The organism is Clostridium sp. Marseille-P2415 (genome assembly GCF_900155545.1).
In the GTDB taxonomy this organism is placed as follows: Bacteria; Bacillota; Clostridia; order Lachnospirales; family Lachnospiraceae; genus Lacrimispora.
The window spans coordinates 57,068-83,169 of the sequence record NZ_LT732526.1 but is presented as its reverse complement, the minus strand read 5'-3'; the positions used below and the strand labels follow the sequence as shown (position 1 = coordinate 83,169).

Here is a 26,102-nt window from a genome sequence, read left to right as displayed (position 1 = left end):
CACAGGCTGTGAAAATCGTTTCGCAGCCTGTTTCCTGTTAACCATGGTATTGATTGGCATCGTTTACCGGACTATTCTTCCAACCGATTGGCTGCAGCCTTTTGCCGCAATTCAGCAATGGGATAAACAACCAGTCTTATCACGAAAACTTCTATTGGTATCATGACTACATTTTGAAATACTCTTGTTGGTAATACAGCCATGTATCCTTGTCCTGTTAACATATATAGCCAATATGAATTTAAAAAGATACTAACAGCAATATTTGCGATAGCTACTACCCCTAATACGCGCCAAGTCTTTTTGGGCTTATTATATAAAAATAATCCGTACAAAGCGCCTTTTAATATTGCAGATACTGTAAATCCCGGAAAATATCCAAAAGGATTAAGCATCGCAATTATTATATCTCCTAAAGCTGCATTTATTGATGCATACAAGGGACCATACAGAATTGCAGTCAGCGCGAGAGGAACGAATGCAAATCCAATCTTTAAATACAATGTCGATATAGTTAAAAATCTGCCTGCAATTATCTGCAGTGCTAATAACACACCTAAAACCGCTATTTTTTGACCAAACTTTTCTTTCATTTTATTTTATCTCCTTTCATACGCTGTTTTTCTTTAACAATATTATCTAAAGTACCTGAATCCAACATTTCCGGCAATACACTTCCGGAAGCAATAAAATCTCCCCACAGTAAAATCTGCGGAAATCTGCTCCAGCCAGTTCTTTTGATTACCATACTTTTCATTTCTTCATTATTTGAGAGATCAAGCTTAACATATGGCAGATTATATCTTTCTAATAGCTTGCAATCTCTCTCAATATAATACCGGGAACATTCTATACTGTTATCTATGAATAAAATTACATTTTTCTCAAAAAAATCATTTTCCTTAGAATCTTCTGACCCGCTTTCCATTGTTAATATTTTTTCATCTTCTTCCATAACCACCGGATAGCTTTTTACCTCTCCTCTCTCATTTCCTGTATATAATGAATCATTTAACAAAAGACAGGTAGTTACCAATTCATTTACCGATATTTTAGCTATGTTTTTTTGAATTGACTCATCACAAATTCCAATCTCCAAACTCGTAGAAATATATGCAACGCTACTATTGTCTGAACAATAAGATACTTTCCAAATACGGCCACCTGTTATCTTTCTATAACTTATTTCATAATCCATGTTAGTATTAATAAATACAATAGCACCCTCAAATGTAGAAATATAAATATACCCTTTTGCATGGTTAAAAGTCATGGATGTGAAATGATAACCGTTACATTTGATAATCTTGTCTATAAAGTTCTTATAATGGTTCCAGATTATAAATTCTCCTTCAACACTTAGAATCCCTATTTTTTGCTGTGATTCCAAATAACATATATCTATCAGCTGGTTACTGCTGATTTTAAATGTTTCTGATTTTCCGGTATTTAGATCAAATTTAACAACCATGCCTTCAGCAGTTACTGCATAGACAATTTCATTTATTATGCACAGATTATTGAACCACAATTTTAATCTTTCCAATAACTCAGACCTTAATAAATTATGATCTACCTTAATAATCTCTCCTCTACTGGTAACTGCAATTAAGTGTTCATTGGAAAATGCTCCTATCGCATTAATCCAGCCTGCAGAACATTTCAGGTAACTTGATTTTTTTTCATTCATGCTGTATCCAACGATCTCACCATTCTCCGATACAGAATATAACTTATCCTGGTATGCATAAAGATTCCATATAGCACCGCCGTTAATTTTAATATTTTTAAATTCATTGTACGGAATTAGATATAACTCACCAAACTCTGTACCAACATAGAAATTATCTTTTATAAAAGTTAATGACAATATCCAGCCTCTTTTCAATGGATAAGCATCTTCACAATTTCCAGTTTTTAAATCCCACTTTCTAATATATCCATCATATCCGGCTGTATATAGACTGTCTCTGACTATACAGGCATCCGTTACCCAATTTGTGTGATTTCCTGTAAGAACTTTTTCTTCGCCGCCTTCTCTCTTAACATAAATATCAAATGTATTTCCAAAATAGACTCTCATAAATGTATTTTCTATAATATATATATCTTTTCTTATTTTCGTCTCAAAATATGTAACTTGATTCTTTAAAATGTCTTTTTGAGATCCAGCTATTTTTTCTACATTTTGCTGTATGGTTAAACAATTGTTTTCATATAAAATATTAATTTCATAATCTTTAAAAAATAGAACTAATTTTTGATTTTCTTTACGAATCCCAGCAAAATTTTTATTATCAAAAAATCCTAAATATTCTTTATGAAAAGATTCGGGATTATATATCTCTAACCTATTATCTGAAAATCCCAAAACTAAGTAATCATTAAAATTTTCCATAAAAATAATTGCCCGGCCCTCAGAAAAAATCGAAGTAATTCTTTTTGGTTCCTTTGTCATATCTAAAATTAAGGCAATTGAACAATGCCTATTCCTCCTTATCTGATAATCAATAAAAAACTTTAGGTATTCTTGTATCTATATAAATAACCAAAATTCCAATTATTGCGATACAAAAAAAAGCAAAAAAGTCATATCTTTTATACTCCAATTTTTCTAAATAAGTTCGTGGATTTCCACTGTCATAACAACGGCAGCTCATTGCTAATGTAAGTTCATCCGCCCGTTGGAAGGATGCCATAAATAAAGGGATCAATATAGGAATGCGGCTCTTTACCCGTTTGATTACGCTGCCTGAATCCATATCTGCTCCTCTCGATTTTTGAGCAGATATTATTTTGTCTGCTTCTTCTATCAGGGTAGGGATAAACCGTAAAGCTATTGTCATTGTCATAGCAATCTCCTGAACAGGAAAATTTATTTTATTCAGAGGATTCAGAAGCTGTTCTAATCCATGAGTTATTTGCATGATAGATGTTGTATAAGTAAAAATATATGTACCAATCACCAAACAAATAAGCCGAATACACATGAAAACAGCCGCCCAAACTCCTCTGTCGGTTATTTTTAAAATACCAAGTTTCCATAGAACATCGCCATCTGTAAAAAAAATATTAAAAATTAACGAAATACCTACTAATGGTATGACAGGGTCTATACTCTTTTTTAATAAAGTTAATGATACCCCTGATAATATCACAGTGCCAAAAATAAAAATTACACCTAATAACAGTGAAAAAAAATTTGATGCTATAAATAAAACAAAGATATATATAAGACCAACTATAATCTTGGTTCTCGGATCCATTTTGTGGACGATCGAATTTCCCGGAAAATATTGACCGACAGTAATATCTCTTAGCATTCTTGTTCATCCCTTTTTCTGTGTTTTAACAGATTAATTATCTGACATTTTGCGCTTTCAACTGAAGTTGTTACCGGATCTATCGAAATTCCTTTTTCATTTAATCCCAGGCAAATCTCCATAATCTGTGGTATAGATAATCCTATTTCTTTTAGTTTTTTTGCATGACTATATATTTCTGGAACATTTCCGCTTAATACGATTTTTGTATCATTCATGACAAATATTTTATCCGCATAATTCGCAACTTCTTCCATATTGTGCGATACCAATATTACTGAAACATTATTTTCTAAATGATAACGATATATTTCCTTTAATATTTTATCCCTTCCCAGTGGGTCCAAACCTGCAGTAGGCTCATCCAGAATAAGAACTTTCGGATTCATTGCAATTACACCAGCGATAGCTGCCCTTCTTTTTTCTCCTCCCGACAGCTCAAAAGGCGATTTTGATAAAATTGTTCTATCCAATCCAACAATAGAAATAGATTTCATCACTCGTTCATTGATTTCTGATTCCGATACTCCAATATTCATTGGACCATAAGAGATATCTTTATACACGGTTTCTCCAAATAGCTGATATTCCGGATATTGAAAAACCATTCCTACCATAAATCTATATTTTTGCAGATTCTTTGGATGGGACCAAATATCTTGTCCATCAATTATAACTTTCCCGGATGTAGGTTTTAACAGTCCGTTTAAATGTTTTATTAATGTTGATTTTCCAGAACCTGTATGTCCAATTAATGCAACAAATTCATCTTGTTCAATTTCCATATTAATATCTGAAATTGCAGTCTTATGAAAAACACTTCCTGATGAATATTCAAAATTTAAATTTTTTGTCTTTATTATAGGCATATTACCGTTCCTCCAAAAGCCTGTATATTTCATCAATACATTGTTCTTCTGTAAGGCATTCGGAAGAAACTTCAATTCCTTCCGCTCTCAATGATTGCATTAATTCGATTGACTGCGGAACTTTCAAGCCTGCATTTTTAAGTTCTTTCACTCTATTGAAAACTTTTGCCGGAATGTCATCCATTAACACCACTCCGTTTTTCATCACTATTACTCTGTCACACGCTACTGCTTCTTCCATAAAATGCGTAATTAAAACGATAGTAATGCCATATTCTTTACGTAACTGCTGTATGACATCCATTACTTCTTTTCTGCCTTGCGGATCCAGCATAGAGGTCGGCTCATCCAATACAATACATTCTGGTTTCATAGCCAAGATACCTGCGATTGCAACCCGCTGCTTTTGTCCGCCTGATAATTTATGTGTGTCCCAGTATATGTAATCTTTCATAGAAACTGCTTCCAGTGCTTCATCAATGCGAATACGTATTTCTTCCGATGCCATTTCTAAATTTTGTAAGCCAAATGCTACATCTTCCTGAACTGTTGATGCGACTATCTGATTGTCCGGATTCTGAAACACCATTCCAATATGCTTTTTTATTTCTATACGCATATCTCTGATTTTCGTATCCTTAAAATATATTTCTCCGGATTTTGATACTAAAATACCATTAAAATGTTTGGCCAGTGTAGACTTACCAGAACCATTATGTCCTAAAATAGCTATTATGCTTCCAGGAATTATCTCCAAATTGATATGATTTAAAATATTTTCCTGTTGTTCTGAATTCTTATAATAGAATGAAACATCATCACATAATAAAAGGTTTTCCTTTGCACTTCCCACGATTCTATTCATCCCCACTGATCATTTTTTTATTATTTCTTAATGCAATTATTTTATATCCCAGCACCCATATCATAAGAATCATGATTGGTGCCATAAGAATATTCTGAATCAATCGAACCGGCAGAAGAGCCCGTATTGCCTGACCTGTCATTTGATAAACCCATATTGTACTCAAGCCACAGCTTATTATAAAATTGTTAATGAAAACCACACAAACTACCCTCCATAATTGCCTGGTTTTGTTATGTAAAAAGACTCCATAAACGATTCCCGATAGAATTGCCGATAGGGTAAGTCCTGGATGAAAGCCAGCGACAGGATACAGCAATAGCCCAACTACATCTCCTACACCTCCGGATATACCCGCCCACAACGGACCATACAATATCCCTGCCAGAGCCAGAGGAAAAAAGGCAAAGCTTATTCTCATGATAGGAGTTGTAATTGCTAAATAACTCTTTAAAACAATGAGCAGTGCTGTCAGCATTGCTGTTACTGCTATTTTATTTCGCATTTCATTCCCTCACTTTCTATGCTGCAGGCTGTAGTTCCTTATTTTCACTAATTTCTTTTGATTCATCTTCATATGAAATTGATTTATAATTCCTTCTCGGATCTGCACCGCCATTGTATTTTTGTGTTTTTGTATCATAAAATACAGCCGCAATGCCTCCTAACGCAGAATTATACGTGCTTACATCATTAAACTCATATCCCAAACTTAATAACTCATTTTTTACCGTTAATGAGAAATAGCTTCCTTCTATTGTTAATATCGGGTTATATAAATCCAGGACGAATGCACGAGGCATATCAATAGCCTGCTGAATGTCCATATCAAAAATTAATACATTATTTAATACTGTTAATATAGCCGGAGGTATGGAACTGCTGCCTGGTGAACCGATTGCCATAATTGGTTCACCGTCTTTTGAAACAATGGCTGGTGTAATAGTGCTTCTAACGCGTTTACCTGGTATAACATAATCCGGGCTATCACTTTTTTGAGGATCATGTTCTAAATTACTTATATGGCTATTGTAAAAAAAGCCCAGACCAGGAGCCATATATTTACAGCCCCAGGCATTTCCGATGGTATTGGTAGTTGATACTACATTGCCAAATTGATCCATCACGGAGATGTGGCTTGTTTCCTTACTATCTTCTCTGCTTGATTTTTGGGGATTCGATTTTAAGTCTCCGTGGGGCGGATTAATCATAGCTTTATCTGCAGGCATATTTTCAAGTCTTTTCTTTGCATAGTCTTTCGATATGATAGTGTCTACCGGAATATCATAAAAAGCCGGATCTCCCAGAAAAGTGAATGCATCTGCCATTCCTAACCGCAATGCCTCATTTAAAGTAAATAAATATTCAGATGAATGGACTCCCATTGATTTTAAATCATAGTTTTCCAATATATTAAGAGATTCTAACAGCCACTCTCCCCCATTGGATGGCATAGAAGGAACTATAATGTTATAACCATGATATGAAGTCTGAATAGGTTCTCGTTCAATAGAACGATAATTTGACATGTCATTTAAAGTAATTAAATTGTTTTCTGCCTGTAATCCATTTACAATATTGCGTGCTAATTCACCATTATAAAAACCATCAATACCTTGTTCTGCAATTTTTTGCAATGTATTAGCCAACAATTCATTTTTTATTATATCTCCTTCTTTTATTAGCTTTCCATTATTTAAATATACATTTGCAAAGTCAGGGTTTTGAACTAATATCTCATAGTTTTTGCCGATGGAATCTGCTAATCTTTTATCAGCTCTGAATCCATTTCGCGCCAGCTCAATAGCAGGTGCCATTACTTCTTCTCTGCTCATTGTTCCATACTGATCAAGTGCCGTTAATATTCCGTACACCTGTCCGGGTACAGCAGCATTTTTAGCAGTATTTTTGTCTGTATCCGGATCAAACCATCCGGCTGTCATATTTAATGGAACGGTCTCCATATATTCAATGACTATACATTGATCATTTTCCTTTGTATAAATTGTCATAATGCCGCTTCCCCCAATGGAACTTAAGTTGGGCTCGACAACTCCAATTGCAAAGATTGCTGCCACGGCAGCATCCACCGCATTCCCTCCCTTTTTTAATATATCCACTCCTATTTGCGATGAATACTCACTTGCACTGGAAACGACACCTCCGTTTCGAACAACTTCACGATCCTCATTGGCAAACACCGTAACAATATTAAAAATTAATAATATTACAGCTAACAGAAACACCCTGAATGGATGTTTCGTGAGATTTATTTTCACACTTTTCACCCCGCATTTATACAGTTTTTAACATAAAAACTAAAGTCCATAAAATGAACGTATTTCACTTGCTATTGAAAAAGAACCTGCTACACAAATAATATCTTCTTTTTGTGCACCATCAACCGCTCTTTTTAATCCATTTAAGGGACTCCCGCAATTTACTATTGGTAAATTATATTTTTTTAAACATTCAGTTAAATCTTCCGCATTGAAAGCTCTGGGATTATCGGGAGTTATGGTAAAGAATTCTTTTGCATAGGGAGCGATTATATCAATCATTGAAATATAATCTTTATCCGCGAAAACACCGATTACAAATGATATTTTTTTTCCAGGAAAATATTGCACGAGTCCTTCCTTCAGTGCCTGAAAACATTGTGGATTATGTCCGCCGTCCAAAATTACAACCGGATCCTGCTGCAGCACTTCGAATCTCGCCGGCCACTTTGTTCTTTTCAAACCTTCCTTAATATTAGCTTCACTGATTCTCCAGCCTCGTTTTTGTAATACACACGCTGTTTCTATGGCTACTGCTGTATTTTTAAGCTGATGGCTTCCTAAAAGCTCAATAAAAATATTTTGAATGTTTTTATAATGAAATAATTGACCATCCAGATTAGAACGCACAAGGGTTAATTTAGAAAAATCCGTAAGAAATAATTCTACATTTACTTTTTTACAGGTTTCTTCCACAATATGAACAACTTCTTCTCCTTGCTGATACAAAACAACCTGGCAATTCTTTTTTATAATTCCTGCTTTTTCTTTGGCGATTTCAGAAATCGTATTTCCAAGCTGTTCCATATGATCCAGACCAATTGATGTTATTACTGCCACCTCTGTATTCTCTATAAAATTCGTACAATCAAGTCTTCCGCCCATTCCTACTTCAAATACTACGATATCACAGTACTTTCGTTTGAAATATTCTACTGCAAGCATTGTAATCAGTTCAAACTCGGTTGGACCTTCTTTCATCTTATCCACATAAGGTTTTATAAATTCGGTCAGATCAATTAATTCGGAATCCATAATACAACTATCGTTAACCTGAAAATATTCATTAAATTTCGATATAAATGGAGAGGTAAACAAACCTACACGATAGCCAGAATCAATTAATATATTCGCAAGCATTCTGGAGGTTGAGCCCTTTCCATTCGTTCCTGCAATATGAACAAATTTTAATTGTTTTTGGGGATTGCCAATTAATTCATTAAGTTCTATCATTCTATCTAATCCCAGTTTGGTTCCTTTCCAGGATTTGTTATGTATAAATTTTATTGCTTCATCATAAGTCATCTTTATTTACCTCTCATATTTTAGTCCAAATATCAAACGTTTTTTCCAAGGTTTTCTCTAAACGGCCTTTTGAGTCTTTAAATAGTTCCTTATTGTAAGCAACAACTTCCTCTTCTCCAAAATACCTGTTGTCTATATATGCCCTATAATTTATTTCTAAAATCAATCCTTGAAATGCATTGCCAAATAATTTGCGATAATATTTAATTGTATTTCCACCTTTAAAAATTGAATTTGTATTAGTAGAAAATCCATTTGCCTGCAAATTCTTTTTTAACACTTCCATGGTATCCTTACCTGATGTGGCTCCATCTGAATTTCCAAGGCAAATGTCCTCATTATATTGCTGAAAAAAGCTATGCATATCTATCAAATAAACCTTTTCAAATTGTAATATTTTTGATTCTAACTGTCTTCTTAATTCCTCATGATAAGGCTTATAGAATGTTTCGATCCGCTTCGCTATTTCCATTTTGTTTAAAGAATTTTCATATAATGGAGTACCAAATGTATTGGTTTCATAAATAACTGACTGTTTATAATTATCCGGATTTAAATTGCCGGAATCTCTATTTAAATCAACTACATATCGGCTGACATTGGAAATAATCTGTGTTATCCCCTTTGCATTTAAGAAATCAAACAATTCCGGTAAGAACCAGTCCATATTGGTCAGTACAACGGATTTACGCATACTGTTTTTTATAAAATCAGGTACATATGTGCCACTGTGCGGAAAACTTACAATAATAGGGCTTTTGCTATTTGCATTTAAGATATTATATATATCCATAATCGCTTTTTATTGCCCTCCTTCTATTCAGTCCATGCAGTGACAGCTTCCATCGGCTTAATACCCTCCAGCTGCTCTTTCTCCAACCTGTCTTTTATTTCCTGCAATCGTTTTTGTAAAATTGGATGTACATAATTAGCTCTAATTTCACAGAGAGGTGTCAAAACAAACATTCTTTCGTGCAATCTGGGATGGGGAATTATTAAGTCTTCGTCTTCATGTATATCGTGATTAAATAAAAGAATATCAATATCGATTGTCCTGGGTCCCCAGTGGATGGCTCTTATACGTTTTAATTTATTTTCAACAGTCAATACATGTTTTAATAATTCTTCAGCTGTAAGTAAGGTTTTAAGTTCAATACAACAATTAAGGAAATCGTCTTGTTCAACACCTCCGACAGGAGATGTTATATAAAAAGAAGATCGATTCACAATTACATTCTTTGAATCTTCAATCAATTCCAGTGCATTACCTATATTCTCATTCTTGTTTCCCATGTTGGACCCCAGTCCTAAGAATGCCGTGTTCCACCCTCTTTTTATTTTCACTGATACATAATCCACAATGCATCCTATGGGTGCCCAGGGTTTTTTTATTTCTATAATAACCTCCCTCACCATTTGATATTTTAGAAGGATTTCTTCCGCAATTGCTTCTGCACAGCTTTCAATTAAATCATATGATTTACAAGTAAATGCATCAGAAACAAATTTACAAATTTCTGCATAATTTACAGTAGCGTTTATTTGATCATTCAGACCGGCTTTCCGCACACACAAAGACAATTGCAATGATATTAAGAACTTCTGCCCCATCTTTTTTTCTTCTTCAAAAACTCCATGATGTGCATATATTTCTAAATCTGTTATATTTATAGTATCCAAACACCCACCTCCTAATGGCGTCCTCTCACAATCTCATCAGTTATCATGCAAACCCTTTTATTAGCCTTTACATCGTGAACCCTTATAAAATCACAGTGTTTGGATATTGCTAATGCAGTTGTTGCCAGGGTACCCTCCAGTCTTTCCTCTTGTGGTAAATTAAGTATATTACCGATAAAAGATTTTCTTGAAGTCCCTAGTAAAACCGGATATTTTAATTTTGAGAACTCTTCCAGATTTTTCATGACGGCTACATTTTGTGAAACTGTTTTTGCAAAACCAATTCCCGGGTCTATAATAATATTCTCATGAGATATACCTGCATTGAGCGCTATTTCTATGCTCTCTTTCAAATCAGATATAACGTCTATAATGAAATTGTTATAATCCATATTGTTTCTATTATGCATGATGCAGCATGTTACATTATATTTAGAGCATAATGCCGCCATATTTTCATCTTTCTTCAGACAGCCAATATCGTTTATCATAGATGCTCCTAAACAAATAGCCCGTTCTGCTACAGAAGCTCTTCTTGTGTCAATAGAAATCGGTACATTAATATGTTTTTTCAATTCTTTTAAAATTGGCAGCACTCTTGACAATTCCTCTTCCTCTTCCACTGGAATTGCTCCTGGACGTGTAGATTCTCCTCCTATTTCTATGATATCTGCACCTTCACTAGTCAATTTTTCAGCATAAGAAATTGCTTTATCTATTGTATTGTATTTACCGCCGTCATAAAAAGAATCAGGAGTGAAGTTTACAATACCGACAATATAGGTTCTTTCTCCAATATCAAATTTAGTGTTTCCAATATACATTTTTTCTCCTCCTTAAATTCAATAAATTAAGTTTTTATTCATCTTTTCCGGGCTCCAATTACATATATTTTTCGCTTTGCAGAAAAAGCAAAAACGAGATAATTTATCTGCCTTATACATTAATTCTGCAAAGGAATCATTCTCACTTTCTAATTTACGATGCTTAGAAATCGCATTCTTGCACATTTCTTTTTCCTTTCCATGAAACCCGCATGAACCCAATATGATATCAGATACTTCAGCTGCCGAAATGTTATGAGGTGTCCCATCCTCATACTGCCGCCACTTTGTTATATCGTGAAGCAATGCAACTGCATAAATTAATTCTTTGTCATAATCCAACTGATCTTCAAGGTTTAGAATATATGCGATTCTTGCTACATCTATAGAATGGTTTAAATCATGCTTGCAGAACATCCTTTCTCTTTCAGCAGTCTTATTTCTTTCTAAATTTTCTTTAAAAACTTCATTATTTAAAATATTTGTTATACGTTCTATAACTATTCCCTCCAAAAATCTTTTAGAATCTGATAATAATCAATCCGATTGAAGAGTTAACAATTGTAGTGCCTCTTTTCTTGCTTTATCATCCGTTTTTAAAATTCCTGAAAATGAAGTGGTTACCGTTTTGGTACCCGGCTTTTTTATTCCTCTCATATTCATACACAAATGCTCAGCCTTTATTAGTATTGCTGCGCCAAGTGCCTGTGCATCATTTTCTAATATCTCAATAATTTCTGTCCCTAACCGTTCCTGTAACTGTGGTCTTTTTGCACATATATCTACTAAACGGGCTATTTTACTTAATCCTAACAGTTTGCCTGACGCTGGAATGTAACATATACTTGCGGTTCCGTAGAAAGGCAATAAATGGTGTTCACACATTGAATAAAAGGGTATGTCTTTTACCACTACCATCTCTTCATTATAACTCTCGCCGAAAAACTTCAGGACACTTTGGGGAGATGTTTCTAATCCTGCAAATATTTCACCATACATATTAGATACTCTTTCAGGTGTTTCTCTTAATCCTTCCCTGTCAGGATCTTCGCCTATTGCAATCAGCAACTCTCTTACAGCAAATTTAATTCGTTCTTTATCCATGCTTAAAGCCTCCTCGCAACCTTTTTATACTTCATAATGCTAATTTCATCATCTTCATATATTACCTGGTCTAAATTAAAATCTCTTTCAAATGCCGGAAAATATTTATTCCCTTCATAAGCTCTTTTTATTTGTGTTATGTAAACATGTCTGCATTTTGCAATCGTAGCGGCATATATTTCACTTCCACCACAAATCCACACTTTCTTTCCATCCATGCCAGTTTGCGGTATTTCGCTAACCTGGTGTATGATCCTTACATTCGCTTTATCTACGACGTAATTTCTATTTCGTGTTAATATATAGTACACGTTTTCCGGATAAATTTTTTTAATAGACTCAAAGGTTTTCCTTCCAACCACCAATATGTGCCCCTTTGTAGCAGCATGAAACCATTCCATATCTTTAGGCATATTCCAGGGCAGCTTATATCCATTTCCTATCACTCTGTTAGAGTCCATTGCAGCGATGGCATTCCACTCACATTCTTTCACTGTTTACACTTCCTATCATCTTTAGTGACTTATGAACATCCGAAATTATTCTAATGGCATGTATTTTTTTACTGATAATGTATTTTTTTACTGCCTTAACAATAATACACTTTCTAAGACATGTCAACAATCATTTACTGTTATTTTATATTTTATTATATAAAATATTGACACTTCATTTTTATACTGATAAAATATTAGTATACTTCACGAAACCAGGAGAATTATAATGAAAAACTTTTTACCTAAATTGAGCGGCAGAGAAAAAGATATCATGTCAGTTTTCTGGTGCATTGGAAAGCCTTTGACTGCTTCAGATATTGTGGAAAAAGGGGGAGGTATAAGTATAAATACGGTTCAGGCTATGTTACGCAGTTTGTTGAAAAAGGGATATATTGATATTTCCGGTATAACATATAGCGGTACCGTATTAGCCCGGGAATATCAATCAATTATCAGTGCCGAACAATATGCTGCTGAACAATTACAGTCTATGAGAGTAAATACCTTGAATTTTTCAACTTTAAGCTTTCTGGATCATTTAGTCAAAAACAGCAGTCCGGATATATTAGATGAATTAGAAAAAACAATAAAAATCAAAAGGGATGAGGGGGGAAAATAGTATGTCATCTTCCCTGATATTAACTAATTGTTTATTCTGTGGATTAGCAGCAATGTCATTAATTCCTCTTTTAAGAGTTCCAAATCTTTTAATCTACAAAAAAGGGGTTCCTCTTTTTATTATTGTACTCATAGTTTTTATAAAAACTCTCTTTCCTCATGAATTTTCATTTACACATACTTTAGCTTCCAGAAATATACTTCCAGTCTTAAAGAACATAGAAGCATATCCAATATATAATAATCTGCTGCTTGGTAATCTCCTAATAGTAGTTTGGTTCGTTATTGCATTGCTTTTACTGACTTCTATTACAATGAAACATCGAAAACTAATTCAAGTATTATCCCTGGTTCAAGAAACAGAAAATGAAGAACTCAAGCAAATATTATCAGAGTTATGCAGTCTTAAACAACTGACTAAAAAGCCAAAGCTAATTCAATTGAATGTAAATACAGGACCATTTATCGTGGGATTCCGAAACCCAATTATTGTATTTCCATATTATAATCTATCTAAAAGTGAAATGAAATTTGTACTAATGCACGAGCTGGAACATCTGAATAATTTCCATATGATTATTAAATATTTTATAGAAGCAGCAACTGCAATATACTGGTGGAATCCGGTTATGTGGATATTTCGCAGAGAAGTGATACGAGCTTTGGAACTGCAGGCAGATATACAAGTGATTCAGAATCTTTCAAATGATTCCAGACTATCTTATTTGGAAACCTTAATTAATTTAACGCGAATCATGTTCCGAAGACAAAATTCTATTTTAACTCTCTCGTTTTCGTTACATAATAGCATGCTTGAATATCGAATTCAATCAGCTTTAAAGTTCAATTGCAATAACAAGAAGTTAAAATTAATAAAATATAAATTATGTCCTCTGATTTTTACGGCTTCCTTATTATTATTTTCATTTATATATACATTTGAATCGTATCATATAGATCAAACAAATGTTGAAGGAACTTTTACTGTTAACAATAAAACGGATTATTTTATTGCACGTGAAGATAATTCCTATGATTTATATATAAAAGGAAAATATGTTGTGACTATGCAAGAAATCCCCAGTTGTCTTATTAACCTGCCAGTACACAGATCAAAAATTATATTAGCCAAATGAACATCTCTAAAATAAAGTTTAAAAGAAAGGAATTATAATTGTAATGAAGAAAAAATTCAGATATCCTGCTGTATTAATCATGTGTGTTATCCTATTTGGGAGCATCTATAATATTCAAGTATTTGCAAGCTCTTCCGCATCAAGTTCTTTTCATACGAAATCAGCTTGGCTTCAATCGGATATAATCGAATGGCGTTACAAAGTCGTGGATGGGAAATTATATAGAAGACAATATAATTGTACAACAAACAAGTGGATAGGAAAATGGGAATTGGTTGAATAATATATTCTATTAGGCAGACATCAAAATTAGAGATGGAAAATTTTGTGCTAAATAATTGATCCCCGGTACATTCACTTTATACCGGGGATCATGGTTATCTGAAAATTTCTTTTTTATCATAATTTCTAAACACCAGCGCATACAGGAAAATCATCGCAAAGCAGACCACTGGTATCCAGAAGGCAGATCTCACTGCTGCTGCTTCCTCCGCAAAATTATGGAGGCTGTTTGCAAACGTTCCCATATCGATGGTTTTTCCCATAATAGGGGTAATCACTGCCCCGCCAAGGATCGCCATGACCAGACCTGCCGCACCAAATTTCACTTCTTCCCCCATGCCATCCAGTGCTATCCCATAGATTGTCGGGAACATCAGCGACATACAGCCGGATATACAGATCAGACAGATCACGGAAATATTTGTCGGAAGATAGATGGTTCCCAACGTTACAATGACTCCGATAACCGCCATAACCAGCATGATCCATACCGGCTTTATCTTTTTCATCAGTGCTGTACACAGCCACCTGCACATGATGAACACAATTATGGCAGCCAGATAAACCTCTGCCCCCTCTGCTTCATCTACATGCTTTGTCACCATGACATATTTGATCGTCCATGTCCACACTGCGATCTGCATGCCTACATAGAAGAACTGTGTAACAACACCGCTTAAATACCGCGGCGATTCAAACAGCTTTTTCACACTTTGAAGAATATGCAGTTCTCCGCTGTTATCCTTTTCACTGCTTTTCTTTTTCAAAAAGAAAACCCATATAATTACAGCTACTGCGATCAGCCCTACATATGGCACACATACCCATACCAGTTCACCCGCTCTGACCTTGGCCAGCTGCTCGGGAAGCATATCGAGCCTTTCCTCATATCCTGCCGGATTTAAATGGGACAGGATCAAAAACTTTGCCATCATAATTCCCAATAATGATCCCAGAGGATTAAATGCCTGAGCCAGATTCAGACGCCTTACACTGGTCTGTGGGCTTCCGATCGATATAACAAATGGGTTGCAGGTCGTCTCAAGAATAGAAAGACCGCTTGCCAGTGTAAAAATGGAAACAAGAAACAGTTTATAGTTCTGCAATATTGCTGACGGAATATAACCGAGGGCACCTGTAATGTATAATCCAAGCCCTGCCAATACACCTGTTCTGTATGAATATTTCCTGATCAGGAGCGCCGCAGGAACTGCCAGCACTGCATATGCCCCATAAAATGCAACCTGAACATAGGATGAATCGACTGATTTCATCATGAAGATCTTTCCGAAAGCCGGCACCAGATTGTCAGTCATATTGTTCAGTAACCCCCACAGGACAAAGCAGGACACCAGCATTGCAAAATGAATCCGGTATGCTGCCGGAACTGCTGCTTCTGTCTGTTTATTCACATTTTCCCTCATATGTATCCTCCATATCGAAATTTTTAAGACTGCCTTCTCTCAATCATCATTCCTGATTATATTTCTTATACCCCGGATGCCTTCCTGTCACTTTGTAGTCCTTCCTCATCTCAATGAGACGTTCAATGTTTTCCCGGGAAATTTCCACCGCTCCCCCAAGCAGATGGGCATTCAAACTGATCTTTGCAAACAGTTCCAGAGTTTCCATTCTGTAGTATGCAGTAAACAGATCTGCACCTACTGTCAGGGCCCCATGATTCATGAGAAGAACTGCATCATGGATGCCCAGATAGGGTGCAATGGCCTCCGGAACTTCATAAGTAGATGGTGTTCCGTAAGGTGTTACCGGAATAGAACCCAATGCCACAACAGTTTCGATCATGGAATATTCATCCAGGGCCTTGTGCGCTACGGCATATCCTGTCGCTGCCGGAGGATGGGCATGCACTACCGCACCCACATCTTCTCTTTCCTTATAACAGCGCAGATGCATTTTGATCTCAGAAGACGGACGGTATCCTTCTTCCGCTTCCAGAATTTTACCTTCTCCATCAATATGTACCAGCTTCTCCGGTGTAATAAAGCTTTTACTGATGCCTGTGGGCGTTGTTAAGAATGTCCCATCCGCCAGTTTCACACTGATATTGCCATCATTGGCCGCCACCCAGCCGAGCTGCCACATTTTGTGACATACATCACAGATCTCTTCTCTCAACTTCATATCACTTAATTCCATATTTTCTCCTTTTCTGCATCCGGCTTTTGCCATTACTGATACCGGACCCTTATCTGCACTGAAATACCCGTATGCATTAAGGTCTCTTCCTCTTATACTACTACCCCCTTCTGCAGCATAATATTTCCATACAACGCCGTTTCCGAGGTAACAATGATGCAATAAGCATTACGCGCTTCTTCATAGAACTTAAATCGGTCTATATTCTGCACAATGTTTCCCTCTCTGCCATCTGCTGCGTGAATCTCGCTTTTATAGACATCCCAGACAGGAGTTTCAACCGGATCCCCTTCCACAACCTCCATCAAAGTAACCGGATGTTCCACGTAAGTATCCAGCGGAAAGACACACAATACCGCTTTCAGTATTTCCGGAACTCCATGACCATCACACCGGATGACCTTCGCATTCTTTCCTATGCTCTCTGACGGGAAATTCCCGTCTGCAATGACCAGCCGGTCACTGTGCCCCATTTCACACAATGTTTTTAACAGTTCCGGCGACAGAACCGGGGGGATTCCTTTCAGCATATCATTACCTCCTTAAACCGTTTATAAGCGGTATTCCAATGATTTTCTTCCGCAGGTATATAATGCTCCGGAAAAAATGAATGCGCGATCATCTCTCTTGCATCTTTCACACTGGAAATCCCACCATTTGCAATCAGTTGGACCGCAACATTGCCAAGCACCGTTGCTTCTGCAGGTCCGGCCGATAGAAGACACCCGCAGGCATTGGCTGTCATTGCACACAGAAGCCTGCTTTTGGTACCTCCTCCTGTCATGTAGATAGTTCCATATTTCTTCCCGGCTGCCTCTTCAATCTGTTCCCTGGCACTGCGGTATTTCATTGCAAGGCTTTCATTTATGCAACGGACAATTTCTCCTTCACTTTCCGGCACCTGCTGTCCGGTCCTGCGGCAGTAATTCCTGATTCTCTCAGGCATATTTCCTGCCGGAGTAAATACCGGATCATCAGGATCGATAAAAAAACGGAAAGGCTCTGCTTCTGCAGCCAGCTGTTCCAGATCACCAAAGTTTAATTCCTTTCCTTCACGCATCCATTGGCGCCGGCTTTCCTGTACCAGCCAGAGACCTATCATGTTTTTCATGAGAGAAATCTTTCCGTCATACCCTGCTTCGTTGGTGAGATTTAACCGCTCCGCCTTCTGGTTTAAAAGCGGCTGTTCCAGCTCCGTTCCCATCAGTGACCATGTACCGCAGCTTAAAAAGATAAAATCTTTCTCTTTCGCCGGCGTCGCTGCAAGGGCGCTCTGGGTATCATGCCCACAGACTGCCGTCACTTTGACCGGATCCATTCCAAGTTCCGTGCAGATAGCTTTTGACAGATTTCCGACCACAGTACCGCTGGGCACCAGTTCCGGGAATATCCCGGCAGGAAGCCCCAGCTTTTCAATCACCGGATATGCCCATGTCTTCTTATTCATATCAAAAAGCTGTGTCGTCGATGCTATGGACATTTCCGATTTTATTTTTCCTGTAAGAAAATAATGAATCAAATCAGGAATCAGCAGCATGTGACCTGCCCTGTTTAAAACCTCTCCTCTTTTTTCCTTTAATGCAAGCAGCTGAAATGCCGTATTAATCTCCATAAACTGATTTCCTGTTATCTGATAAAATTCTTCTTTATTAAGAAACTCAAAACTCCTTTCCAGCATTCCTTTCGTTCTTTTATCCCGATAATGAACCGGATTCTCCAACAGACTGCCGCTCTTGTCCAGAAGCCCGAAATCCACCCCCCAGGTGTCCACCGCAATGCTGTCCACTTTTCCATATTGTTTGGACTTAATAAGACTCTGCTTAATCTCATGAAACAGCCTGAGTATATCCCAGTACATCGTATCCCCCACCATAACCGGATCATTGGAAAAGCGGTGGATTTCCTGTATTTCAATTCTTCTGCCATGGAGGCTGCCGATCATCGCCCTTCCACCGGATGCACCGATGTCAATTGCCAATACCTTCATCAAATACATTCTCCTTTATCAGATTGACCGAATATTTTTATACAGGGGGCCGTACTGGCGGCACGCCCTGAAATCCTGTCCTTCTTTGTCCATTCCATATGCATTCCAGCATGCAGGACGGAAAATATCTTCTTCCGGTACATTATGCATGCTGACCGGAATGCGGAGCATGGAACACATGGTAATTAAGTCTGCTCCCAAATGTCCATAGCTGATCGCACCATGGTTCGCACCCCAGTTATTCATCACATCATAGGCAGTCCGGAATGCTCCTTTTCCGGTTACCCGCGGCACAAACCAGGTACACGGCCATGTATAATCCGTTCTCTTCCACAGCTTATCAGATACCTCTTCCGGAAGTTTCAATGTCCATCCTTCAGCGATCTGGAGCATTGGTCCCAACCCCTTTACCAGATTCAAGCGGATCATGGTACATGGCATCCGGGCATCAGTCAAAAATCTGGAGGAATAACCGCCTCCTCTGAAATATCCGAAATCAGCAGCATTCCAGGTTATTGTTTTCATGACTGCATCCTGATCTTTCTCTGTCATCTCATACCATGGCTTCATAACAGGATCACCATTTTCATCCGTTACCTGTCCGCACGCATCCAGACACGCTGCACCTGAATTAATCAGATGGATAAAGCCGCCTGCTTCTTTTGCAATGCCTTCCAGCTCATATCCCGTTGCTTTCTTCACCGCTTCCGGCGACCAGTAGGTGCGAACATCTGCAAATATCTGTGCCCGATTCGTCAGAAGTTTCATAAACATCATGCCAAGGCCATTTAATACGTCGTTTTCCGTTGCAAGTATGTACGGCTCTCTCGCTCCGTCCCAATCAAAGGAAGAATTGAGCATTGCTTCCGGGAAATCGCAGTTCGGATAGAAATCGGTCCACTGTCTCTGCCCCTGGAAACCGGCAGCAATGGCATTGTGCCCAAGCTTTTCTTCCTCACATCCATCGGGCAGATTCTCATTTCCATTCATCAGATCCTTGATGATGCACATCATCTTAACAAGAAATTCCCAGTCTTTCGCTTTTTCTTTTTCTGATTTCTGTACTTCTTCCGGATTTTTATCAAAACCGACATTACACTTTTCTTTTGTCCATTTTAGGGCCCTGTTAAATTCATTCTCATCGTAAATTCCCTCTGCCATGCGGCGTATGATCTCCACCTCGTCAACGGATTCCACCCGCATTCCCAGGTATTCTTCGATAAATGCCGGATCAATGATAGAACCGCCGATCCCCATACAGATGGAACCGATCTGCAGATAAGATTTACCGCGCATGGTCGTTACAGCAACCGCCGCCCTGGCAAAACGCAGTATTTTCTCCCGGACATCTGCAGGAATCGTACTGTCATCTGCTTCTTTAACATCATGTCCGTAAATGCCGAATGCCGGAAGCCCTTTCTGTGCGTGGGTAGCCAAAACAGAAGCCAGATAAACCGCACCCGGACGTTCCGTACCGTTAAATCCCCATACGCCTTTTACAGTCATCGGATCCATATCCATGGTTTCCGCCCCGTAACACCAGCAGGGTGTTACGGTCAGCGTAATCTCCACACCTTCTTTTTTAAATTTATCCGCACAGGCGGATGCTTCTGCCACACCGCCGATCGTCGTATCGGCAACAACCACCTTTACCGGATTCCCGTCTGAATAATAAAGGCTGCTTCTTAAAAGCTCTGCTGCAGCCTTAGCCATATTCATAGTCTGCCCTTCCAGAGCGCCGCGCACATCCAGATAACCACGGCGTCCGTCAATGGCCGGACGGATGCCTATTGCCGGATAGGAACCTACAAACCTGTTCTTTTTATTCATTACTATTTTCTCCTTTCATTCACTCTCTTTATTTTTTGTTTTATCTAATATTAACACTTCTCTATTGTTAATTCTCGTGTTATAATCACACGTAATAGTATTATATTCACTTTTTCGAGGTATCTATGCGGTATATTGAATATCAGGAAAAAAGAGAGCACGGAACCTTTAGCTTCCCTTTCGCTTTCTACAATGTAAGCCCCCGCCATCCCCGCTATGTAATGACTTACCACTGGCATAAGGAAACAGAAATCATACGGGTTCTGGAGGGAAGTTTTCCGATCCTCCTTGATAATAAAGAATACAGGCTGAACGCCGGTGACTGGCTGCTGGTTCCCAGCGGAGTCCTACATGGAGGTTTCCCGGAAAACTGCCATTATGAATGCCTTGTCTTTCATTTTGAAAGATTATACAGTGACTCCAATATCACCAGAGCCATCTGCCGGTCATTTACAGAAAAAAATTTGACCTTCCTAAACCTTTTTACACAGGAGAGCCATCCGGATCTTCTGGACAGTCTGCGCCTTTCTTTCGAAGCTGCAGCCAGCCAGTTTGAGGGCTATCAGCTATGTGTGCTTGGCAATCTGTTTTCTGCCCTTGGCTGCATCCTTAAATGCCACTACTATACCCAGCCTCCCATCATCTCTGCCCACAATAAAAAAAAGATCACGCAATATAAGACTGTTCTTTCTTATATTGCGGATCATTATTCTGAAGATATTACTCTTAATGATCTGGCTGGAAGTGTCCACATGAATAGCCGATACTTCTGCCGCTTTTTTAAAGAGTTTACCGGTCAGACACCCATGGAGTACTTAAATGTATACCGGATTGAAGCTGCCTGCGAACAGCTGACTTCTACAACTCATACCGTGACGGAAATCGCTTTTAACTGTGGATATAATGATATCAACTACTTCATACGGGTTTTTAAAAAAGTCAAGAACTGTACCCCAGGGAGATATCTGAAAAAATTGTAAATATCTTCTTCCATCGTTTACCCTCCGGTGGCGGTAAAACTGACATGTTCAGGCTTAAACCTGTTTTTCTGCATAAATGCCCATGGCCCTGGCGAGAAAGGCTGACAGTCCATCTCCATATTTGTCTATATTCCGGGTGAAACGGCTGTCGTTTACGTACATTTGTCCCAGTCCCGCAAAGGCCTCCAGAGTATAGTGACAGCCAAAGTTGCTGTTAAAATAATGGTACATCTTATCCATCGCTTTTTGAACCTTATCAGAATCCGGTAATTCGCTGCGGATCTTTGCCAGTTCCATGAACAATTCGTCCATACCTTTTGCAATGGCATTCTGCTCATGGGCAGACATGGACCGGATCTTCGCATTGCTCCTGTCTACCGCTTCATCTCCCCAAAGACGGCGGGCTTCCTCTTCATATGGATTATGGGTCATATCAAAACCGCCGAACTTTTCTTTTTGTGTCATATTACATTCTCCTTTCCATGATTTCATCGTTTTGTCCAGCGTCTCCAGCATGGCATCAATGCGCTTTCTTTCATGTAAAAGATATTTTTTCTGCAATACAAATGCCTTATCCCGATCATAGGCCGGGCTGCCAAGCAGCTTTCCAATTTCCGCAAGAGAAAATCCGCACTCCTTAAAAAACAAAATCTGCTGCAGCAGATCCAGATCTTTGTCGGAGTATTCCCTGTAACCGTTATCCGGATTACGGTCCGGGCACAAAAGTCCTATCTCATCATAGTGGTGCAGCGTTCTCACACTTACACCTGCCAAACCGGCAACTTGATTTGTGTTCATGGGCATCATCCTCCTTGCATAATCTATCATAGGGTATGACGTTGCGTTGTAGTCAAATGTTTTTTTGAGTTTTTATTGCGGACCAGATGCTAATCAGAACTTATCCTGATTGCATTTGACTGCATCTATGGCTAACACTACCATAAGTACCAGAAGACCGTCCTGTTCATCAGCCACATCTATGATATAGGTGTCGGTAAAATTGAAAAGCTGCTTTTCGATCCGTGCCACGGCCATGCCATTTTGGGTAAGGATACGGTAATCCCATTCCAAAAAGCTGCCTTCCACCTGCCAGTCGTTGCAGTCAACGGAAAATGAGGGCTTGAAGAACGTAAACTCCTTGGTAATAGTCCCAACCGTCTGTCCGTTGATCTGAATGTCAAACCGGGGCAGGAAAGTCAGTATCTGCTCACGCAGGGTGGCCAGATGATTGCCGCTGCGGTCATAAATTTCCAGTTTATGCCCCCAAGCGGGCTTGCCGTTCACCGTGTATACGGCGGTGCCGTTTTCATCGTAGATATCATAACTGTCAAACCAAGAGAAAAAGCGTTGTTTAAACATAAGTTTCATAGGGTCTTTAAATCTCCTTTCCGGGTTCCTTAAACAGGAACAGTCACTATGATCACTACGGTTAATCATAGCATACTTTGTGACAGAAAAAAAGACATGTCCCCCTGATGGAAGGTATGCCCTTTTGTATGTAAATGGAATAATAGCTCACCAGCTTCAATCTGCATGTTCTGCAGTACAAGTGTTTTCTTACCATCCATATTGCGATAAACCCTCATATCAATCAATGCGCACCGTTTTCAATGGAGGGTACAGATTACTTTTATATCATTGTATCTAAAACATACCTGCAGATCTACCAGAATAACATCATATTCACCTCAATATCCTGCAGGGCTGCTTGCAGCCCTGCATCAATGAAATAATCTGCTGGTGCCGCCTTTTTCACGTTAATCACCAGTAGACTGGTTGACATTCTAAAACTTATCCGTTTCCTTTTTTCATATATAAAGCTGCTGATACAAGTCCACAGTCCCTAGACAAAAGTACGTTCCCATATTCTCCTTTTCCTATTGATTTTGACCTACAAGGGTCTTGCGGCACTCGACAGTGGTAAGTACCGTTTCCAGTTGAATGATTCGGATTTCAATCCCCAAGGGTCTCACGACCCTCGACACGATGCCGGGGCGGCTCCTGTCATTCCATTGCATATTTCAATCCCCAAGGGTCTCACGACCCTCGACAAGCACCGGGTAATGTTCACGAAGGACAGAGCAAAATTTCAATCCCCAAGGGTCTCACGACCCTCGACTTCACAGCCGCACAGATGGGATACTTATTAAGCCAATTTCAATCCCCAAGGGTCTCACGACCCTCGACGTGGAAACCCCTGTCCTAAGTGCCTCCCCTTTGTTGATTTCAATCCCCAAGGGTCTCACGACCCTCGACAAAATTTTAATAAAGTAAAGGGATTTTACGATGCAATTTCAATCCCCAAGGGTCTCACGACCCTCGACCCCCACCTTACGATGCAGGGACGGCCCTGGACTGATTTCAATCCCCAAGGGTCTCACGACCCTCGACACTAAAAGACTGGATTACTGTTTACCAGGAATTTATTTCAATCCCCAAGGGTCTCACGACCCTCGACGTACCTATGATGGTTTTAAATCAGAACTGATTGATTTCAATCCCCAAGGGTCTCACGACCCTCGACACATGGTGGTGCTTCCTCGTCACCGGCAAGCACAAATTTCAATCCCCAAGGGTCTCACGACCCTCGACAAATACAAACCCCGTCGAGGCTGTACCGGTCAAATTTCAATCCCCAAGGGTCTCACGACCCTCGACTGTAATTGTGGATGATGCGGACACACATGGATTCATTTCAATCCCCAAGGGTCTCACGACCCTCGACATTAGAGATCCGGAAAGCTGTCAGGAGCTGCAGATTTCAATCCCCAAGGGTCTCACGACCCTCGACAAGCTCCGGGGACTTAGCAATTCCCCAAATAGTACATTTCAATCCCCAAGGGTCTCACGACCCTCGACATTGCAGAAAAGGCAGCAGAGGGCGGAGTAGAAGATTTCAATCCCCAAGGGTCTCACGACCCTCGACATGCAAAAGCCATTCTGCCTGACGTGATTCTGATGATTTCAATCCCCAAGGGTCTCACGACCCTCGACTGTGAATCACGTTTGAACCGTCCATTGTAAACCCATTTCAATCCCCAAGGGTCTCACGACCCTCGACTCTCGGCTATGTAGTCCCTGACGGATTCCTCCGGATTTCAATCCCCAAGGGTCTCACGACCCTCGACGTTATACTACAGATAAGATTCCAGTATATTCTATCATTTCAATCCCCAAGGGTCTCACGACCCTCGACAGGTGGCTCGGCTGGACATGGATCCGGGATAACTATTTCAATCCCCAAGGGTCTCACGACCCTCGACTATCCCGTTTGCCATATATCTTGTCCCCTTACAGATTTCAATCCCCAAGGGTCTCACGACCCTCGACATTAAATGGTGCTTGCATTCAGCCGGGTGACCACAATTTCAATCCCCAAGGGTCTCACGACCCTCGACAAAGTCAACAACTTCAATATATGGTCTATTTGAAAATTTCAATCCCCAAGGGTCTCACGACCCTCGACCCCTCTGCAAATACAGGAGCCCCAGATGCAAGTATTTCAATCCCCAAGGGTCTCACGACCCTCGACAGCAAAAATAACCAATATTAAAATCATCCAAAATACATTTTTGTTATCTTTGTACAAATTACACTATTATTTTTTAACTAATTCAAACTCTTAACATATAAACAACTCTATTTTATAATAAAATAAAGTGCGAATCTCCCAGACTTTTCATGTTCACTTCCAGTTCGCACCTAGCAAATTTTAAGTCAGCAACCACCAGTTCAACTGGTGGTTTGATATTAGCCCTAATAAGGGCTTTCTTACTGCTCGCCCAATAGGGCGGTGTCGCAAGCATCCTTACTGGTCCGCTAAAAAGCGGTACTTCTCATATCTTCCTTGCGCGACTCTTCTGCTTGCTCTTTAATGTATTTCTGTACTGCTTCATCGGTTATATTACCAATGGTTTCTACATAATATCCTCGCGACCAAAACGCTTTATTCCACTTACTCTGCAATTCTGGATGTCTATCATAAATCATCAGCGTACTTTTTCCTTTCAAATAGCCCATGAAACTTGATATACTAAGCTTCGGCGGAATTGCTAAGCTTAAATGTACATGATCTACGCATACTGCTCCTGCTATTATTTCTACATTTTTATACTTGCATAGCGTACCAAGTATTTCTCGTACATCTTCTTTTATTTGTCCGTATAGTTGCTTTTTCCGATACTTTGGAATAAATACTATGTGGTACTGGCATTTCCATCTACTGTGTGATAAACTTTTATTGTCCATTGGGACTGCCTCCTATTTTTGAGTTTGGCTTGCGACACCATTCTCATTTTATCATAGGAGGCTTTTTCGTTATATCCTCACCGTTTCCACTTACACTATTCTCCCCAGCATAGCT

25 protein-coding genes and 1 CRISPR repeat array are annotated in these 26,102 nt (G+C 38.8%); of the genes, 3 read left to right on the top strand and 22 right to left on the bottom strand.

Going from position 1 to position 26,102, the window contains the following annotated elements; translation table 11 throughout:
* Positions 1–71: 71 nt before the first annotated feature.
* The 14 genes from BQ9856_RS05295 to BQ9856_RS05230 form a co-directional block, all read right to left on the bottom strand.
* Positions 72–593: a folate family ECF transporter S component gene (locus tag BQ9856_RS05295; RefSeq protein ID WP_077610109.1), complete on the bottom strand. Its 522-nt coding sequence runs from the start codon at positions 591–593 to the stop codon at positions 72–74.
* Entirely contained in the window at positions 590–2,398 is a 1,809-nt protein-coding gene (locus tag BQ9856_RS05290; protein ID WP_159441950.1) for a glutaredoxin domain-containing protein, read from the bottom strand. The genes BQ9856_RS05295 and BQ9856_RS05290 overlap by 4 nt, the downstream gene beginning before the upstream one ends.
* Before the next feature lie 109 nt (positions 2,399–2,507).
* Positions 2,508–3,323, bottom strand: a complete 816-nt coding sequence (locus BQ9856_RS05285; RefSeq protein ID WP_077610107.1) for an energy-coupling factor transporter transmembrane component T family protein — start codon at positions 3,321–3,323, stop codon at positions 2,508–2,510.
* Positions 3,317–4,192: an energy-coupling factor transporter ATPase gene (locus BQ9856_RS05280; protein ID WP_077610106.1), complete on the bottom strand. Its 876-nt coding sequence runs from the start codon at positions 4,190–4,192 to the stop codon at positions 3,317–3,319. Before BQ9856_RS05280 ends, BQ9856_RS05285 begins: the two co-directional genes overlap by 7 nt.
* Before the next feature lies 1 nt (position 4,193).
* Positions 4,194–5,045, bottom strand: coding sequence for an energy-coupling factor transporter ATPase (locus BQ9856_RS05275; protein WP_235839156.1), 852 nt, complete (start codon positions 5,043–5,045; stop codon positions 4,194–4,196).
* A gap of 4 nt (positions 5,046–5,049) precedes the next feature.
* Positions 5,050–5,562, bottom strand: coding sequence for a folate family ECF transporter S component (locus tag BQ9856_RS05270; RefSeq protein WP_077610104.1), 513 nt, complete (start codon positions 5,560–5,562; stop codon positions 5,050–5,052).
* A gap of 16 nt (positions 5,563–5,578) precedes the next feature.
* Positions 5,579–7,336: a gamma-glutamyltransferase gene (gene ggt, locus BQ9856_RS05265; protein ID WP_159441949.1), complete on the bottom strand. Its 1,758-nt coding sequence runs from the start codon at positions 7,334–7,336 to the stop codon at positions 5,579–5,581.
* Positions 7,337–7,375: 39 nt separating this feature from the next.
* Positions 7,376–8,641, bottom strand: coding sequence for a bifunctional folylpolyglutamate synthase/dihydrofolate synthase (locus BQ9856_RS05260; protein ID WP_077610102.1), 1,266 nt, complete (start codon positions 8,639–8,641; stop codon positions 7,376–7,378).
* A gap of 13 nt (positions 8,642–8,654) precedes the next feature.
* A complete protein-coding gene (locus tag BQ9856_RS05255) occupies positions 8,655–9,434 on the bottom strand; it encodes an N-formylglutamate amidohydrolase (protein ID WP_077610101.1) in 780 nt (259 codons plus the stop codon).
* Between the two features lie 23 nt (positions 9,435–9,457).
* A complete protein-coding gene (gene folK, locus BQ9856_RS05250) occupies positions 9,458–10,321 on the bottom strand; it encodes a 2-amino-4-hydroxy-6-hydroxymethyldihydropteridine diphosphokinase (RefSeq protein ID WP_077610100.1) in 864 nt (287 codons plus the stop codon).
* An 11-nt stretch (positions 10,322–10,332) separates the two neighbouring features.
* Positions 10,333–11,145 (bottom strand): dihydropteroate synthase, encoded by an 813-nt coding sequence (gene folP, locus BQ9856_RS05245; protein ID WP_077610099.1) that lies wholly within the window; start codon positions 11,143–11,145, stop codon positions 10,333–10,335.
* An 18-nt stretch (positions 11,146–11,163) separates the two neighbouring features.
* On the bottom strand, positions 11,164–11,658 hold the full coding sequence (locus tag BQ9856_RS05240) for an HD domain-containing protein (RefSeq protein ID WP_235839154.1): 495 nt from the start codon (positions 11,656–11,658) through the stop codon (positions 11,164–11,166).
* A 24-nt stretch (positions 11,659–11,682) separates the two neighbouring features.
* On the bottom strand, positions 11,683–12,249 hold the full coding sequence (gene folE, locus BQ9856_RS05235; RefSeq protein ID WP_077610098.1) for a GTP cyclohydrolase I FolE: 567 nt from the start codon (positions 12,247–12,249) through the stop codon (positions 11,683–11,685).
* A 2-nt stretch (positions 12,250–12,251) separates the two neighbouring features.
* A complete protein-coding gene (locus BQ9856_RS05230) occupies positions 12,252–12,743 on the bottom strand; it encodes a dihydrofolate reductase (protein WP_077610097.1) in 492 nt (163 codons plus the stop codon).
* Positions 12,744–12,972: 229 nt separating this feature from the next.
* Here BQ9856_RS05230 and BQ9856_RS05225 point away from each other — a divergent pair, with 229 nt between their 5' ends.
* Together BQ9856_RS05225 and BQ9856_RS05220 are read left to right on the top strand one after the other, a co-directional pair.
* Entirely contained in the window at positions 12,973–13,365 is a 393-nt protein-coding gene (locus tag BQ9856_RS05225; protein WP_077610096.1) for a BlaI/MecI/CopY family transcriptional regulator, read from the top strand.
* A 1-nt stretch (position 13,366) separates the two neighbouring features.
* The gene (locus BQ9856_RS05220) at positions 13,367–14,500 is read left to right on the top strand and encodes a M56 family metallopeptidase (protein ID WP_159441948.1); all 1,134 of its coding nucleotides are present in this window, start codon (positions 13,367–13,369) and stop codon (positions 14,498–14,500) included.
* A 377-nt stretch (positions 14,501–14,877) separates the two neighbouring features.
* Here BQ9856_RS05220 and fucP read toward each other — a convergent pair whose 3' ends face one another.
* The 5 genes from fucP to BQ9856_RS05195 all read right to left on the bottom strand — a co-directional run bounded on the left by fucP (position 14,878) and on the right by BQ9856_RS05195 (position 20,759).
* On the bottom strand, positions 14,878–16,206 hold the full coding sequence (gene fucP, locus BQ9856_RS05215; protein WP_077610094.1) for an L-fucose:H+ symporter permease: 1,329 nt from the start codon (positions 16,204–16,206) through the stop codon (positions 14,878–14,880).
* Positions 16,207–16,252: 46 nt separating this feature from the next.
* The gene (locus tag BQ9856_RS05210) at positions 16,253–16,942 is read right to left on the bottom strand and encodes a class II aldolase/adducin family protein (protein WP_077613255.1); all 690 of its coding nucleotides are present in this window, start codon (positions 16,940–16,942) and stop codon (positions 16,253–16,255) included.
* A gap of 92 nt (positions 16,943–17,034) precedes the next feature.
* Positions 17,035–17,472, bottom strand: coding sequence for an RbsD/FucU family protein (locus tag BQ9856_RS05205; RefSeq protein WP_077610093.1), 438 nt, complete (start codon positions 17,470–17,472; stop codon positions 17,035–17,037).
* Positions 17,466–18,929, bottom strand: a complete 1,464-nt coding sequence (locus BQ9856_RS05200; RefSeq protein ID WP_442855571.1) for a rhamnulokinase — start codon at positions 18,927–18,929, stop codon at positions 17,466–17,468. The genes BQ9856_RS05205 and BQ9856_RS05200 overlap by 7 nt, the downstream gene beginning before the upstream one ends.
* Positions 18,930–18,947: 18 nt before the next feature.
* The gene (locus tag BQ9856_RS05195) at positions 18,948–20,759 is read right to left on the bottom strand and encodes an L-fucose isomerase (RefSeq protein ID WP_077610091.1); all 1,812 of its coding nucleotides are present in this window, start codon (positions 20,757–20,759) and stop codon (positions 18,948–18,950) included.
* Between the two features lie 125 nt (positions 20,760–20,884).
* On the opposite strand from BQ9856_RS05195, the gene BQ9856_RS05190 reads away from it, so the two are divergent.
* Complete coding sequence (locus BQ9856_RS05190) at positions 20,885–21,739, top strand: AraC family transcriptional regulator (RefSeq protein WP_077610090.1); 855 nt, start codon at positions 20,885–20,887, stop codon at positions 21,737–21,739.
* A 54-nt stretch (positions 21,740–21,793) separates the two neighbouring features.
* Here the strand turns inward: BQ9856_RS05190 and BQ9856_RS05185 are convergent, their stop codons facing one another.
* From BQ9856_RS05185 to tnpA, 3 genes are all read right to left on the bottom strand, one after another.
* Positions 21,794–22,537 (bottom strand): MerR family transcriptional regulator, encoded by a 744-nt coding sequence (locus BQ9856_RS05185; RefSeq protein ID WP_139348661.1) that lies wholly within the window; start codon positions 22,535–22,537, stop codon positions 21,794–21,796.
* Between the two features lie 93 nt (positions 22,538–22,630).
* Entirely contained in the window at positions 22,631–23,107 is a 477-nt protein-coding gene (locus tag BQ9856_RS05180) for an LURP-one-related/scramblase family protein (RefSeq protein WP_077610088.1), read from the bottom strand.
* A 582-nt stretch (positions 23,108–23,689) separates the two neighbouring features.
* Positions 23,690–25,271: a CRISPR direct-repeat array (repeat unit 33 nt; unit sequence ATTTCAATCCCCAAGGGTCTCACGACCCTCGAC).
* A gap of 287 nt (positions 25,272–25,558) precedes the next feature.
* On the bottom strand, positions 25,559–25,987 hold the full coding sequence (gene tnpA / locus BQ9856_RS05175; protein WP_077609580.1) for an IS200/IS605 family transposase: 429 nt from the start codon (positions 25,985–25,987) through the stop codon (positions 25,559–25,561).
* Positions 25,988–26,102 lie beyond the last annotated feature (115 nt).

What these genes read in the sequence shown, in the direction of transcription:
- BQ9856_RS05295 (WP_077610109.1), bottom strand. Translation starts at nt 593, where the DNA reads ATGAAAGAAAAGTTTGGTCAAAAAATAGCGGTTTTAGGTGTGTTATTA.
- BQ9856_RS05290 (WP_159441950.1), bottom strand. Translation starts at nt 2,398, where the DNA reads ATGGAAAATTTTAATGATTACTTAGTTTTGGGATTTTCAGATAATAGG.
- BQ9856_RS05285 (WP_077610107.1), bottom strand. Translation starts at nt 3,323, where the DNA reads ATGCTAAGAGATATTACTGTCGGTCAATATTTTCCGGGAAATTCGATC.
- BQ9856_RS05280 (WP_077610106.1), bottom strand. Translation starts at nt 4,192, where the DNA reads ATGCCTATAATAAAGACAAAAAATTTAAATTTTGAATATTCATCAGGA.
- BQ9856_RS05270 (WP_077610104.1), bottom strand. Translation starts at nt 5,562, where the DNA reads ATGCGAAATAAAATAGCAGTAACAGCAATGCTGACAGCACTGCTCATT.
- BQ9856_RS05260 (WP_077610102.1), bottom strand. Translation starts at nt 8,641, where the DNA reads ATGACTTATGATGAAGCAATAAAATTTATACATAACAAATCCTGGAAA.
- BQ9856_RS05255 (WP_077610101.1), bottom strand. Translation starts at nt 9,434, where the DNA reads ATGGATATATATAATATCTTAAATGCAAATAGCAAAAGCCCTATTATT.
- folP (WP_077610099.1), bottom strand. Translation starts at nt 11,145, where the DNA reads ATGTATATTGGAAACACTAAATTTGATATTGGAGAAAGAACCTATATT.
- folE (WP_077610098.1), bottom strand. Translation starts at nt 12,249, where the DNA reads ATGGATAAAGAACGAATTAAATTTGCTGTAAGAGAGTTGCTGATTGCA.
- BQ9856_RS05225 (WP_077610096.1), top strand. Translation starts at nt 12,973, where the DNA reads ATGAAAAACTTTTTACCTAAATTGAGCGGCAGAGAAAAAGATATCATG.
- BQ9856_RS05220 (WP_159441948.1), top strand. Translation starts at nt 13,367, where the DNA reads ATGTCATCTTCCCTGATATTAACTAATTGTTTATTCTGTGGATTAGCA.
- fucP (WP_077610094.1), bottom strand. Translation starts at nt 16,206, where the DNA reads ATGAGGGAAAATGTGAATAAACAGACAGAAGCAGCAGTTCCGGCAGCA.
- BQ9856_RS05210 (WP_077613255.1), bottom strand. Translation starts at nt 16,942, where the DNA reads ATGGAATTAAGTGATATGAAGTTGAGAGAAGAGATCTGTGATGTATGT.
- BQ9856_RS05205 (WP_077610093.1), bottom strand. Translation starts at nt 17,472, where the DNA reads ATGCTGAAAGGAATCCCCCCGGTTCTGTCGCCGGAACTGTTAAAAACA.
- BQ9856_RS05200 (WP_442855571.1), bottom strand. Translation starts at nt 18,929, where the DNA reads ATGAAGGTATTGGCAATTGACATCGGTGCATCCGGTGGAAGGGCGATG.
- BQ9856_RS05195 (WP_077610091.1), bottom strand. Translation starts at nt 20,759, where the DNA reads ATGAATAAAAAGAACAGGTTTGTAGGTTCCTATCCGGCAATAGGCATC.
- BQ9856_RS05190 (WP_077610090.1), top strand. Translation starts at nt 20,885, where the DNA reads ATGCGGTATATTGAATATCAGGAAAAAAGAGAGCACGGAACCTTTAGC.
- BQ9856_RS05185 (WP_139348661.1), bottom strand. Translation starts at nt 22,537, where the DNA reads ATGAACACAAATCAAGTTGCCGGTTTGGCAGGTGTAAGTGTGAGAACG.
- BQ9856_RS05180 (WP_077610088.1), bottom strand. Translation starts at nt 23,107, where the DNA reads ATGAAACTTATGTTTAAACAACGCTTTTTCTCTTGGTTTGACAGTTAT.
- tnpA (WP_077609580.1), bottom strand. Translation starts at nt 25,987, where the DNA reads ATGGACAATAAAAGTTTATCACACAGTAGATGGAAATGCCAGTACCAC.